Below are 13,272 nucleotides of genomic sequence, written 5' to 3' on the forward strand. Positions count from 1 at the left end.
TGAACGACGCCGCCGTGCCTGAATGGAACGATCAGCGGCTGGTGCTTGCCGCATCCTACACAGCCGAATAGACCGACCCCGATTACAGGGGGTATTATGCAGGCGACACCGCGAATTGATCGGCTGACTGTGGCCGGGCTTGCATTGCTGCTGATGCCCGTTCTGACCATGCTGCACGAAATCGGCGGGCACGCAGCAATGTGCCTGGCGGTCGGTTCAAAGGTGACAGGTCTGGGCGCTTTCTACGTGTCGTGTGCTGCAGAAACGGGAGGCGACTGGGCGCGCCGCGCCGTTGCCTTTGCCGGTCCGGGAATTGACGTGGTGGCCGCCATGCTGGGTTATCTTGCCTGGAAACGCGCGCGCAGCGATCTGCCGCGGTTGGTGCTGTGGTATGTCTGGCTGTGCTGCGGGTTTTCGGCGGCGGGCTATTTGGCCTATTCGGGCGTGACTGGCATCGGCGATCTGGGTCCAGGCAAAGGCGGCGGGATCGGGCCCCTGCCCATGGCCGGGCTGTGGCGTGCGGGCCTGGCGGTGATTGGCGGTTTTGCCTATTGGCAGTTGATCCGTGCGGGCAAAGTATCGCTTGACGCCATGATCGGCCAGGGATTGCCGACCAAACCGGCCCGCCGGGCAGCCAGCCATTTGTTTTACATCGTGCTGTGCGCGGCAGCAATTGGCGCCAGTCTGCTCAATCCGGTCGGTCTGTTCATTACCCTTGCGTCGGCGGCCGCAGCCAGTTTCGGCGGCAAGTCGGGCCTAATCTCGATCGGCTTTGCGACCAGACCTGATGGAGAGCCGCGACCCTTCGCAATAGGACGATCGGTTCCTGTCCTGGTGGTCGGCGCAATCGCCAGCATCCTTTTTGCAGTTGTGCTGGGCCCGACGATCACCCCGGGCTGATAATAGCTTCAATCTCTTCAGCAAAGCGTCCCAGATCGAAGTTCTGCGGATCGTCGTGGGCGTCGGGGATGCCGGCATCGACGGTGTTATGCTGCGCCGGGATCAGCCAGCGCCCGGCCCGCGCGCTGGTGTAGACATAGAGCGCGGCGAGCTGGCGGTACTGCGCGGCAGAAAAGCCGGGCTCGGGCCCGTGCGTGTGGCCGGTATCGGTAAAGCCCGCGATCAGACGGCGCGGTTGAACGGTTTCGATATGGATGAAACGTCCGCGCGATGCAGGGCCAATCGCGCGGCTTTCCAGCTTGGTCGCGCGCCAGCCTTCCTGAAACTCGTGCCCGGCCCAGATCTGGCCATACCGCGACAGAAAGATATGGGCGACCGGTTCACGCGCGAAAGTGCCGTCCATGTAGGGCGCGAAGCTGTTGATTTGCCAGTCGGTGTCAAGGCGTTTGGGGAAGGGCTGGTCTGCATAAAACGGCGTGCTGGTATCATGAATGACGAAATAGAGCGCCGGAAGGCCGCTCGCCGTTCGTGACAGCGGCGCAGCCGCGTAGATGCGGGCATAATCCTGATAAGGCTGCGGAAACGCCGCCAGCGCTGTTTGCATCATTGCCGCGCTGGGCAGCGCTTCGCCGTCCAGCAGCCGCGCAAATAGCGGCGGCAGGGGTTGGGCTTTGCGTTTTCCCAACACCTCGACCTTGCGCAGCAGGCAGGCTGCCTGCTCGGCTGCAGTTCCGGCAAAGCTCAGCGTATCGGGGTCGAAGCGGCATTCGCCCGTCTGTTCAGCGGCCGCCGGCGCCGCAGCCAGCAGCACAAGGAAAATAATACGCCGCACATCCGGATTGTCAGGCAAGCCGGCTGCCTGCGCAAGAGTCCAATTGCCTCACCTTGCGCAATCTGGGAAAGGCCCGGAACGATGACTTTTCGCGCGACAGTCCTGACGCTCTACCCCGAAATGTTCCCCGGGCCGCTTGGCGTCAGTCTGGCTGGCCGTGCGCGGGATGAAGGCACGTGGGCGCTCGACACGGTTCAAATCCGCGATTTTTCGGCCGACAAGCACCGCACTGTCGATGATACCCCTGCCGGCGGCGGGGCGGGGATGGTGCTGCGCGCCGATGTGCTGGCCGCCGCGATCGACCATGCCCGAGCACGCAACCCCGATGCCCCGGTGATCGCCATGACCCCGCGCGGCAAGCCGCTGACCCAGGCCCGCGTACGCGAACTGGCAGCAGGGCCGGGCGCGATTGTGCTGTGCGGCCGGTTTGAGGGGTTCGACGAGCGGATTTTCGCGGGCCGCAACGTGGAAGAGGTCAGCGTGGGCGACATTGTCCTGTCCGGGGGAGAGCCCGCTGCGCTGATGCTGCTTGATGCTTGCATTCGGTTGCTTCCCGGCGTAATGGGCGCCCCTTCCAGCGGGACCGAGGAATCGTTTGAAAACGGCCTCCTTGAATATCCGCACTATACCCGACCCGCTTTGTGGGAAGGGCGCACGATCCCTGAAGTGCTGCGATCGGGGGATCATGCGAAGATCGCGGCGTGGCGCAAGTCACAGTCCGAGATCGATACTCGGTCACGCAGGCCGGACCTTTGGGAGCGTCACGACGGCGTTCGGGTTCAGCCTGCCTCTGGCGCGCGGCGTGAAAAGAAGGACTGAGGACCAGTGAACCTGATCCAGCAGATCGAAGCCGAGGAAATTGCCAAGGCAACCTCTGGCGAAAAGCAAATCCCCGAGTTTCGCCCCGGCGATACCGTCCGCGTCGGCGTGAAGGTGATCGAAGGCGAACGCAGCCGTGTGCAGGCCTATGAAGGCGTGTGCATTGCCCGCGCCAACAAGGGCATCGGCAGCAACTTTACCGTTCGCAAGATGAGCTTCGGCGAAGGCGTTGAACGTGTGTTCCCGCTCTATTCGCCCAACATCGACAGCATCACCGTCGTCCGCAAGGGCGTGGTGCGCCGGGCCAAGCTGTATTATCTGCGCGGCCGCACCGGCAAGCGCGCCCGCATTGCCGAGCGCCGCGATGTGCGGACGGAAGGCTGAGGTCAATCGACCAACGCCTCTGGCACAAACGCCAATAGCTTTTAAGAAGGGCGTCCCGGTTTCGGTCGGGGCGCCCTTCTCATTTCCCCGGGGAACCATCTTGCCATGCGTCTGCTGTCCGTCCTGCTTGCTGCAACCTGCCTTGTCGCTGCGCCCGCACTCCATGCGCAGGAGACCGCTGTGAACACGGCTGCTTCCGTGGACGCCGCGCTGCCGATCGAACGCGTATTTGCCAGCCCCAGCCTGAGCGGTCCGGTGCCGCGCGGGGTCAAATTGTCACCCGACGGGCGCTTCCTGACCATGCTGCGCAACCGCGTCGATGACCGCGAACGGTGGGATCTGTGGGGCTTTGACCGCACGACCAGCCAGTGGACCATGCTGGTCGACAGCCTCAAGCTGGGATCGGGCAAAGACCTGTCCGAGGCGGAAAAGATGCAGCGCGAACGGATGCGCGTCGGCGATGTAAAGGGGATCGTCAGCTATTCCTGGTCTTCGGACGGCACGGGCATTCTGGTGCCGCTGGACGGTGATCTGTTCCTGGCCAGGCTGGACGGCACAGTGCAGAAGCTGACCCAGAGCAAGGAGGACGAGCTTAACCCCGCGCTGAGCGAAAAAGGCGCGTACTTGTCTTTCGTGCGCGACCGGCGTTTGTTTGTTGGTCCCGTGGGCGCGGCGGCGCAGGCAATTACGCCAGAGGAGAAGGCCGAAACCGTCCATTGGGGCGAGGCCGAGTTCGTGGCGCAAGAGGAAATGGCCCGTTTTACCGGGTACTGGTGGGCGCCCGATGACGGCCTTATCGCTGTCGAGCGGTTTGACGATGCCCCGGTCGGGATTGTCACCCGCGCAGCAATCGGCGCAGAGGGGACCAAGACGTTCGAGCAGCGCTATCCGGCGGCCGGCACGCCCAATTCGCTTGTTTCCCTGTACCTAGTGAAGCCCGACGGCAGCGGCCGGATCGAGGTCGATCTGGGCGCAGACCGGGACATCTATCTCGCCCGGGTCAACTGGGCGCCCGATGCCAGGACACTCTACGTTCAACGGATGAACCGCGAGCAGACGCGGCTCGACATGCTCAAGGTCGATCCGGCGACGGGCAAATCGTCGATCCTGTTCAGCGAAAAGGCCGCTGCGAAAAGCTGGATCAACCTGACCGACAATTATCGGTTTTTGGACGATGGCAGCCTTGTTTGGTGGTCAGAGCGTGATGGCTTTGGCCACCTGTGGCAACTCAAGAACGGCAAGTGGAGACAATTGACCAAAGGTGCTTTCGTGGTCAGCGGCCTGGTTGGCGTTGACCAGAAAAAGGGCCGTTTGTTCTTTTCCGCCAACAAGGATGAGGCGATCAGCCAGCAGGTCTATGCACTTGACCTGGCGAGCCCGGCCAAGGTTCAGCGACTGACCGAAGCGGGCTGGACCAACGGCGCGTCGATGGACAAGAAGGGCCAGACGCTGCTGGTGTCGCGGTCATCCGATAGCCAGCCGCCGCAGGTCTATCTGGCCGATCAGACCGGCAAACGACTTGCCTGGGTTGAGGAAAACAGGCTTGATACCAAGCATCCCTATGCGCCGTATCTGGCCGGGCATCGGCCGGCGCAGTACGGCACGATCAAGGCCGCGGATGGCAGTGATCTTTATTGGAAGATGACCACACCGGTAATGCAGCCTGGCAAACGCTATCCGGTGTTTTTCCAGCACTATGGCGGGCCGACCGCGCAGACTGTCACGCGCGGCTGGGGCAGCCCACTTAACCAGGCCTTGGCAGACAAGGGCTATATCGTCTTTGAAATCGACAACCGCGGCAGCGAAAATCGCGGTGTCGCGTTTGAACGGCAGATCTGGCACGCGATGGGCAGTGTCGAAGTGGCCGACCAGAAAGCGGGCGCGCTTTACCTGAAGACGCTGCCATTCGTCGATCCCGACAAGATCGCGATCTATGGCTGGTCCTATGGCGGATACATGACGCTGAAGATGCTGCAGGCCGATCAGGGTCTTTACGCAGCCGGGATTGCCGGGGCGCCGGTGACCAAGTGGGAGCTTTACGACACCACTTATACCGAACGTTATCTGGGTAACCCCAGGACCGATCCCAAGGTCTATGAAACGTCGAATGCCCTGGCCGATGCCGGCAAGATCACGGACCCGCTACTGCTGGTCCACGGCATGGCGGACGATAACGTGGTGTTTGAAAACAGTTCGGCCATGATCGCGCGGATGCAGGCGCAGAACGTGCCGTTCGAAATGATGCTTTACCCCGGTTTTACCCACCGCGTGTCAGGGCCGAAGATCAGTTCGCACCTGTGGGGTACGATCCTGTCGTTCCTTGAACGCCACGGGGTGACGCCGCCCAAGTAAAGCGTTACAGGCGGCACATCTTCTCCCTTTTCCGTGCGTGCCAAGCGCAGTCGAGACACCGCGTACCGGCTCTCGACTTCGCTCGACGCGAAAGGGCATGGGAAACCATTGGAGCGTAAAAATGGGTTACCGGGTGGTAGTGGTCGGCGCGACCGGCAATGTCGGGCGCGAAATGCTCAACGTGCTGGCTGAGCGCGAGTTTCCGATCGACGAGCTGGCCGCCGTCGCCTCGTCCCGCTCGACCGGCAGCGAGATCGACTTTGGCGAGAGCGGCAGAATGCTCAAGGTCCGCAATATCGAACACTTTGATTTTGCCGGATGGGACATGGCGCTGTTTGCGGCCGGATCGGACATTTCCAAGACCTATGCGCCAAAGGCCGCGGCGGCCGGCTGTGTGGTGATCGACAATTCCTCGTTCTACCGTATGGACCCTGACGTTCCGCTGATCGTGCCCGAGGTGAACCCCGATGCGATCGACGGCTATGCGGTCAAGAACATCATCGCCAACCCCAACTGTTCAACCGCGCAGATGGTCGTCGCGCTCAAGCCCCTCCACGATGCCGCAAAGATCAAGCGGGTGGTGGTCAGCACCTATCAGTCGGTATCCGGCGCGGGGAAACAGGGCATGGACGAGCTGTTCGAGCAGAGCCGCAACATCTTCGTCGGCGATCCCAGCGTACCGGTAAAGTTCACCAAGCAGATTGCCTTCAACGTCATACCCCACATCGACAGCTTCCTGGATGACGGATCGACCAAGGAAGAATGGAAGATGGTGGTCGAAACCAAGAAGATCCTCGATCCCAAGATCAGGGTCAACGCCACCTGTGTGCGGGTGCCGGTGTTTGTCGGTCATTCGGAATCGATCAACCTTGAGTTCGAGGACGAGATTTCGGCCGAACAGGCCCAGGACATCTTGCGCGAAGCCCCCGGGGTCATGCTGATCGACAAACGCGAAGACGGCGGATACGTCACCCCTATCGAATGCGTCGGCGACGGGGCCACCTATGTCAGCCGGGTGCGTGAAGACCCGACGGTGGAAAGCGGCCTGTCGCTGTGGTGCGTGTCCGACAATTTGCGCAAGGGTGCGGCATTGAACGCGGTGCAGATCGCCGAACTGCTGGGCCGGCGGCATCTGAAAAAGGGGTAGAATAGACTCAATGAATGATAGGTCGTCGAAGTAGTCTCTACTAGATCGATTTAAGTATATTGATGAAAATATTAATTTGTTTTGTTGTTGGGAATATTATCATGCGCTCGCATAAGTATTTTATTACTATAGCTTGTGTGATAATTTCTGGCTGCGATAGTGCAGAGAATGGAGCAAAAAACAAGTCTTTGATCAACTCAGAATTGACAACAGATACCGCTCAAGCAGCTGTAAATCAATCGGAGTCACAAGCGATTGCAACGGACTTCCAGGGTACGACGAAATCAGAGATTTCCGCTGTCCAAAAAAATGCAGTTAGATCGGCGGAGGATTATCTTAGTGCGTCAGGCTTCTCAAGAAGAGGTCTGATTGAAAAACTTTCTTCGAATGAAGGGGGTGGTTATTCTCTTTCAGATGCAACAATAGCAGTCAATAATATGAATATAGATTGGTCAGAAAACGCAGCCAAGAGCGCGAGGCAATATCTCAGCATGTCTGATTTTTCCTGCAGTGCATTGATTGCAAAACTCGCGACAGAAGCAGGCGACAAATACACAGAAACGCAAGCAATATTTGGCGCTAGAGAGGCTGGTGCTTGCTGATAATTGCAAGTGTCGGTCTGCTTCCGGCGTCTCACTCGCCATGGTAATCGCTGCCCTTTGTGATACTCTTCAGCTATGACCGAAAGCTACACCGGCGCCTGCCAGTGCGGACGCGTCCGCTACCACTTCAATGCCGATGGCGCGCAAGCTTACCTCTGCCATTGCCGGAAGTGTCAGCGCGCAACCGGCGGCTTCGCCGCGGCGCTGGTCACCGTCCCGGGCGGTGTGGTGTGGGAGAGCCAGCCGGCTTGGTACCAGTCATCGCCCATCGCGCGCCGGCCGTTCTGTCCCGATTGCGGCACGCCGCTTGGCTTTGCCTACGACGACGGGGCTAGCGAAAGCGCCGTGGACGTCAGTTACGGCTCACTCGACGAACCTGAGCGGTTCGCTCCGACCGCGCATTTCGGGACCGAATCCATCCACGAATGCTGGATCGATACCAGCGCCCTGCCGCGCCAGCGTAGCGATGCAACACAAAGCGTGACGCGCCGCTGGGCCGCGGCCGGGCTGGAGGTACCTGAATGAGCGCCGAAATGTTTTCCGGCTTTGGCGGCGCGCAGCTTGCACTGCATCGTATCGGTGCAGGCCGTCCGCTGATCCTGCTCCACGGTCTGTTCTCCAAAGCCGAGATGAACTGGATCAAGTGGGGCCACGCGGCCCTGCTGGCCGATGCGGGCTTTGAATGCCTGATGCCGGACCTGCGCGCGCACGGACAAAGTGCCGCACCGCACGAGGCTGCAGCATACCCGGACGATGTGCTGGCGCTGGATCTGGTGGCCCTGATCACGCACCTAGGCCTGAACGATTTTGATCTGGCCGGCTTTTCCTTGGGATCGCGCACTGCGGTCCGCGCAATAATAGGCGGGCTGCGGCCGGCACAACTGGTACTGGCCGGCATGGGATTGCAGGGACTGGCGGGGTGGAGCGGACGGCAGGCGTTCTTCACCCGCGCTATCGACGCTTTCGGAACCGCGAAACCGGGCGATGATACCTACATGGCGCAGCAGTTCATGAAGAGCATGAAAGTTGACCGGGTTGCAGCGCGGCTCCTGCTAGCCACCTTTGCTGATACCGCGCCTGCTGAACTGGCCGCGGTGACCATGCCGGCGGCGGTCATCTGCGGCGACGAGGACCGCGACAATGGCGATCCAGCAGCGCTTACTGCAGCTCTGCCCGATGCGGTCCACCGGGTGATACCCGGCACTCACATGGGCTGCGTCACGAGGCCAGAACTGGGCGAGGCGATCCGGGACTTCCTTACCGGAACGGCGGCTCGTTAAACGCCCTAAGCTTGCGGCTGTGGAGGCGCGATCCCTGCGCCCGCAGAAGGTCTACTGCGGTGGTCCCGATCAGAAGGTGCGAGGCGATCGTTTCCTCGTAGAACAGGTTGGCCTGCCCGGGCAGCTTGATTTCACCGTGGAGTGGCTTGTCTGACACGCACAGCAGCGTTCCGTAAGGCACGCGAAAGCGGTAACCCTGTGCTGCGATGGTCGCGCTTTCCATGTCGATGCCGATTGCCCGGCTCTGGCTGAGGCGGCGCGATGACTGGGTGTAGCGCAGTTCCCAGTTGCGATCATCAGTCGTGGCGACCGTGCCTGTGCGCATCCGCTTTTTAAGGTTGGCGCCCATATCGCCGCTGACCATTTCGGCTGCCTGCGCCAAAGCAATCTGTACTTCGGCGATGGCCGGAATCGGTATTTCCGGAGGCAGCACGGGATCAAGCACGTGGTCGTCACGCAGATATGCGTGGGCCAGCACAAAATCGCCGATCTTCTGCGTGTCGCGCAGGCCCCCGCAGTGGCCGATCATCAGCCACGCTTCGGGCCGCAGCACTGCCAGGTGATCGCAGATCGTCTTGGCGTTGCTGGGCCCGACGCCGATGTTGACCAGCGTGATGCCCGAATGGTCGGGCCGGATCAGGTGATAGGCCGGCATCTGGTGGCGGCGCCATGCAGTATCGTTCAGCCGTTCGCGGGCGTCGTCTACCTGCGCGTCCAGGAACAGCCCCCCCGCTCCCGATAGTGCCGAATAGTCGTCCTGACCCAGCTGTTTGCCGGCCCAGTCAACAAATTCATCAACATAACGGTGATAGTTGGTGAACAGGATGAAACGCTGGAAGTGTTCGGGCGCCGTACCGGTATAGTGCGCCAGCCGCGCCAGACTGAAATCGGTGCGAAGCCCGTCGAACAGCGCAAGCGGAATGGTTTCATCCATCCCGTCGACCGCAACACCATCGGCCAGTTCATCCCCGATCATCGCCAGCTCGGTCGAGGGGAAGTGGCGGGCAAGCTCGCTCGGCGTAACGCTGCCCAGGCCCGAGCTGGCATCAACGACATAGGGGAACGGGATTTCCTGAGCCGAGCGTTCGACCGAAATCTCGATTTCGTAGTCTCCGGCCAGCAAGGCCAGCTGTTCCGACAGATAATCGGCGAACAGGGCAGGGCGGGTAACCGTGGTGGTAAAGGTGCCGTCATGCGCCAGGCGGCCAAATGCGCGGGCCAGGTCAGGGCGGGTTTCGACCCCGTGATAATGCACCGTCAATGCCGGATAGCACCATGCATTGGTGGCGCGGCGGTCAGCGGGGGGTAGGGTGCCATTCGTTGCAAAGGCAATGACATCGCTGCGCAGGGTGGTGACGGCGGCTTCGTAAACGCGGACCAGTTCCGCGATGATCGTTTCTGTAGTTTCCATCGCGGGCCTATAACCACACCGGCGTGACATTTCAATTACGCGGCAAAATCGGGCTGGTTACGCGGGCAATGAAGCCATTGCGGCGAACGCGCAAATGCCTAAGCTGCAAGGCTTGACAGTGCGGGGACAGGGCAAATGAAGATTATCGTCATGCTGGCATCGCTGGCGCTTTCCTTACCCGCCGCAGCGCAGACAAGTAATCCTGCAATTCAGGATTCGGCGGCTACACTTCACGCCATTTTTGAAGCTAACCGCGCCGCGCTCCACATCCCGGGCACCGTCTACGGCGTGGTGCAGGACGGCAAGCTGGTGCTGGTCGAAGGACTGGGCACCCGCGATCCGCAAACAGGCGCCGCGGTCGATGCCGACACCCGCTTTAGAATCGCCTCGATGTCCAAGGCCTTCACCGCGCTCGCGATCCTCCACCTGCGGGATCAGGGCAAGATCAGCCTTGATGCGCCGGCGTCGCGCTATGTCCCGGAAATGCGGAAGTGGAAGCTGCCGACTGGCGATTCGCGGGCCATCACCGTTCGCGATCTACTGCACCACACCGCCGGATTTGTAGAGGACAACCCCTGGGGTGATCGCCAGCAAGTTCTGACCGAGCGCGAGTTCAGCGCGCTGATCGCCGGCGGCATGGACTTTGCCACGGCGCCCGGAACGCGAATGGAATATTCGAACTACGGCTTTGCCCTGCTGGGCCGGATCATCACCAATGTATCGCGCCGCCCTTATCAGCAATACATTCGCCAGACGATCATGTTGCCGCTGGGGATGACGTCGACCGGATACGACGTGTTTGCCAGTCCGGCAGAGTCGCGCGCGATCGGCTATCGCTGGCAGGACAACGCCTGGGTGCGTGAACCTGACATGCGTGACGGCACGTTTGGCGCGATGGGCGGGGTGGAAACAACGGCCAACGATTATGCAAAATGGATTGCGTTTCTGCTCTCGGCCTGGCCGCCGCGCGATGGTCCGGAATTGGGGCCGGTCCGCCGTTCTGCCGTTCGCGACATGGTGAACCTTGCTTCGCCCCGCGGCGCCGTGATCCGTGCTGCGGAACTGGGCCCGCCTTGCCGCCAAGCGGTATCATACGGAACCGGGCTGAATGTGATCGACGATTGCGATCTGGGCCGGGTGGTAACCCACTCGGGCGGGTATCCCGGTTATGGTTCCAACATGCTGTTGCTGCCCGATGCAGGGGTGGGTTTTTTCGTGTTCAACAACCGGACCTATGGTGGATCGGGCTTGGCGCAGATGAAAGTGGCGCTGGCCCTGCGCAAGGCAGGAGCGGTCCCAGACCGGGATGTTCCGGTCAGCAGCGGCCTGGCCGAAGCCTACGCCAAGGCCAAGGCCGTATGGCAAAGCGGCGATCCTGCTGCCGCGCCGCTGGCCAACAATGTCGCAATGGACAGTGACCTGGCTCGCCGGGCAAAAGAAATCGCTGCGCTCAAGGCCAAAGCGGGGACTTGCCCAATGACCGAAGCGATCAAGCCTGTTTCCGCAGCTGAAGGCACGTTCGCTTGGACTTGTAGCGGGGGCATCGTCGAAGGCCGTGTCCAGCGTGCGCCGGTCGGCACGCTGCAATTGCAAGTAATTGATTTCCGCGCCGGCGTTTCTGCTCGGTAGGCACCAAAGAAAAGGGGGCGCCGCAGCACCCCCTGATCCTTGTCGCTAGATTGGACGAGAGCCTTAGGCTTCGTCGCTTTCCTCAGCATCGGCAGCATCGACAGTTTCGGCCGGAGTGTCCGCTTCGGCTTCCATGTCTTCGCCGTTACCGGCTTCAAAGTCGCTGACCGCATCAGCGGCCGCTTCGTCTTCGAACATGGCCTTGATCACGTCGACACCTTGCGCCTGCTGCTCGGCTTCGTCAGTCGAACGGGCCACGTTGACCTTGACGCCAACGACGACTTCGGGGTGCAGCGTCACCTTGACGTCGAACACGCCGATGGTCTTGATCGGGCGTTCCAGCACGATCATCGCCTTGTTCAGGTTGGCGCCGTCGGCGTTGAGCGCTTCGACGATGTCGCGCACCGAAACCGAACCATAAAGCTGGCCGGCGTTGGACGAAGCGCGGATCAGAACGACTGACTTGCCTTCGACGTCCTTCGAATGGACTTCGGCTTCACCGCGGCGCGAAGCGTTGTCGGCTTCGATCTTGGCGCGGTTGGCTTCGAACACCTTCTTGTTGGCCGCGTTGGCGCGCAGCGCCTTCTTGTTGGGCAACAGGAAGTTGCGGGCATAGCCGTCTTTGACGGAAACCACGTCGCCGATGGTGCCCAGCTTCTCGATGCGTTCGAGGAGAATGATATCCATGATGTCTCTCCCCTTACTTCACGAGGTAGGGCAGCAGGCCCAGGTGACGGGCACGCTTGATGGCCTGGCCCAGTTCGCGCTGCTTCTTGGCAGAAACGGCGGTGATCCGGCTCGGCACGATCTTGCCGCGTTCAGACATGTAGTTCTGAAGCAGGCGCGTGTCCTTGTAATCAATGGCGGGAGCGTTCTTGCCCGAGAACGGGCAGCTCTTGCGGCGGCGGAAAAATGCGCGGGCCATGACTTAGAACTCCTCGCGTTCGCGGCGCTTGGTGCGCTCACGATCATTTTTGCGCATCTGCACCGACGGGCCTTCTTCATGCGTGTCGACACGCACGGTCAGCCACCGGATCACGTCTTCGTTGATCGCGGTCTGGCGTTCCAGCTCGGCAACGACGCCGGCAGGTGCCTCGATGTTGAGCATTACGAAGTGCGCCTTGCGGTTGCGCTTGATCTTGTAGGCGAGATTCTTGAGGCCCCAGGTCTCGGTCTTGGTGACCTTGCCTTCGCCTGCTTCGACAATCTCGGTGGCGGTAGCGGCCAGCGCATCAACCTGCGCCTGGCTCAGATCCTGGCGCGCCAGGAAAGTATGCTCGTAGAGCGGCATACCATGCCTTTCATTTTATCGAACCGATCGCTGGCTGATCCGCGGGATTGCGGGGCCCCTCCGGCTTTCTGTAGACCGGCGATTTCGCGCCGGAAGCGGGGCCAATAGCGATCCTTGCGGGAAATGCAAGCCTTGCGCGGCGCTGCACGTCCGGCCAAGTGGACGCCTGACCATTCAAGGATCTGCTGATGCCCACCGGCCTGGTTGCCCTGCTTGACGATATCGCCGTGATTGCCAAGGCCGCTGCCGCGTCGATCGATGATGTCGGCGTGGCTGCAGCAAAGGCGGGTTCCAAGGCCGCAGGCGTGGTGATCGACGATGCCGCCGTGACCCCGACTTATGTCACCGAGTTCACCCCGGATCGCGAATTGCCGATCATCTGGAAGATCACCAAGGGAAGCCTGTTCAACAAGCTGGTCCTGCTGCTGCCCGGCGCGCTGCTGATCAGCCAGTTTCTGCCGGTAGCCATGACCCCGCTGCTGATGCTGGGCGGGCTGTTTCTGTGCTATGAAGGCGCTGAAAAGATCATGGAAAAGCTGGGCGGAGCGGAGCACGGCCAGACGCTGGACGATCCAATTACCGATGTTGCCCAGTTCGAGAAGGAACGCGTTTCGGGCGCGGTGCG

General features: G+C 61.1%; 15 protein-coding genes. 10 read left to right on the plus strand and 5 right to left on the minus strand.

Annotated elements, in window-relative coordinates; all coding sequences use genetic code 11:
- Positions 1 to 96: 96 nt before the first annotated feature.
- The gene (locus Q0L62_RS12325) at positions 97 to 900 is read left to right on the plus strand and encodes a hypothetical protein (RefSeq protein WP_296680226.1); all 804 of its coding nucleotides are present in this window, start codon (positions 97 to 99) and stop codon (positions 898 to 900) included.
- Here Q0L62_RS12325 and Q0L62_RS12330 read toward each other — a convergent pair.
- Entirely contained in the window at positions 887 to 1,750 is an 864-nt protein-coding gene (locus Q0L62_RS12330; protein ID WP_296680229.1) for an N-acetylmuramoyl-L-alanine amidase, read from the minus strand. The genes Q0L62_RS12325 and Q0L62_RS12330 overlap by 14 nt on opposite strands.
- Positions 1,751 to 1,813: 63 nt before the next feature.
- Here Q0L62_RS12330 and trmD point away from each other — a divergent pair, with 63 nt between their 5' ends.
- From trmD to Q0L62_RS12365, 7 genes are all read left to right on the plus strand, one after another.
- Positions 1,814 to 2,551, plus strand: coding sequence for a tRNA (guanosine(37)-N1)-methyltransferase TrmD (gene trmD, locus Q0L62_RS12335; RefSeq protein WP_296680231.1), 738 nt, complete (start codon positions 1,814 to 1,816; stop codon positions 2,549 to 2,551).
- Positions 2,552 to 2,557: 6 nt separating this feature from the next.
- On the plus strand, positions 2,558 to 2,935 hold the full coding sequence (gene rplS, locus Q0L62_RS12340) for a 50S ribosomal protein L19 (RefSeq protein ID WP_296680234.1): 378 nt from the start codon (positions 2,558 to 2,560) through the stop codon (positions 2,933 to 2,935).
- Positions 2,936 to 3,040: 105 nt separating this feature from the next.
- Complete coding sequence (locus Q0L62_RS12345; RefSeq protein ID WP_296680236.1) at positions 3,041 to 5,287, plus strand: DPP IV N-terminal domain-containing protein; 2,247 nt, start codon at positions 3,041 to 3,043, stop codon at positions 5,285 to 5,287.
- Between the two features lie 121 nt (positions 5,288 to 5,408).
- Positions 5,409 to 6,434: an aspartate-semialdehyde dehydrogenase gene (locus tag Q0L62_RS12350; RefSeq protein ID WP_296680238.1), complete on the plus strand. Its 1,026-nt coding sequence runs from the start codon at positions 5,409 to 5,411 to the stop codon at positions 6,432 to 6,434.
- Between the two features lie 62 nt (positions 6,435 to 6,496).
- On the plus strand, positions 6,497 to 7,036 hold the full coding sequence (locus Q0L62_RS12355; protein ID WP_296680241.1) for an Ltp family lipoprotein: 540 nt from the start codon (positions 6,497 to 6,499) through the stop codon (positions 7,034 to 7,036).
- Between the two features lie 75 nt (positions 7,037 to 7,111).
- On the plus strand, positions 7,112 to 7,561 hold the full coding sequence (locus tag Q0L62_RS12360; protein ID WP_296680243.1) for a GFA family protein: 450 nt from the start codon (positions 7,112 to 7,114) through the stop codon (positions 7,559 to 7,561).
- The gene (locus tag Q0L62_RS12365; RefSeq protein ID WP_296680245.1) at positions 7,558 to 8,316 is read left to right on the plus strand and encodes an alpha/beta fold hydrolase; all 759 of its coding nucleotides are present in this window, start codon (positions 7,558 to 7,560) and stop codon (positions 8,314 to 8,316) included. Before Q0L62_RS12360 ends, Q0L62_RS12365 begins: the two co-directional genes overlap by 4 nt.
- On the opposite strand, the gene Q0L62_RS12370 is transcribed toward Q0L62_RS12365, so the two are convergent.
- Positions 8,294 to 9,727 (minus strand): AMP nucleosidase, encoded by a 1,434-nt coding sequence (locus tag Q0L62_RS12370; RefSeq protein WP_296680247.1) that lies wholly within the window; start codon positions 9,725 to 9,727, stop codon positions 8,294 to 8,296. The genes Q0L62_RS12365 and Q0L62_RS12370 overlap by 23 nt on opposite strands.
- A 135-nt stretch (positions 9,728 to 9,862) precedes the next feature.
- On the opposite strand from Q0L62_RS12370, the gene Q0L62_RS12375 reads away from it, so the two are divergent.
- Complete coding sequence (locus Q0L62_RS12375) at positions 9,863 to 11,356, plus strand: serine hydrolase (RefSeq protein WP_296680250.1); 1,494 nt, start codon at positions 9,863 to 9,865, stop codon at positions 11,354 to 11,356.
- Between the two features lie 63 nt (positions 11,357 to 11,419).
- Here the strand turns inward: Q0L62_RS12375 and rplI are convergent, their stop codons facing one another.
- The 3 genes from rplI to rpsF are packed head-to-tail and all read right to left on the minus strand — an operon-like array spanning position 11,420 to position 12,647.
- Entirely contained in the window at positions 11,420 to 12,043 is a 624-nt protein-coding gene (gene rplI / locus Q0L62_RS12380) for a 50S ribosomal protein L9 (protein ID WP_296680252.1), read from the minus strand.
- A gap of 13 nt (positions 12,044 to 12,056) precedes the next feature.
- Positions 12,057 to 12,281, minus strand: coding sequence for a 30S ribosomal protein S18 (rpsR, locus tag Q0L62_RS12385; protein ID WP_296680255.1), 225 nt, complete (start codon positions 12,279 to 12,281; stop codon positions 12,057 to 12,059).
- Positions 12,282 to 12,284: 3 nt separating this feature from the next.
- Positions 12,285 to 12,647 (minus strand): 30S ribosomal protein S6, encoded by a 363-nt coding sequence (gene rpsF, locus Q0L62_RS12390; RefSeq protein ID WP_296680260.1) that lies wholly within the window; start codon positions 12,645 to 12,647, stop codon positions 12,285 to 12,287.
- Between the two features lie 188 nt (positions 12,648 to 12,835).
- On the opposite strand from rpsF, the gene Q0L62_RS12395 reads away from it, so the two are divergent.
- Positions 12,836 to 13,272 (plus strand): DUF808 family protein (locus tag Q0L62_RS12395; protein WP_296680263.1); only part of this gene is annotated, 437 nt, incomplete at its 3' end.

This window comes from Novosphingobium sp. (assembly GCF_024642085.1).
Classification (GTDB): Bacteria; Pseudomonadota; Alphaproteobacteria; order Sphingomonadales; family Sphingomonadaceae; genus Novosphingobium.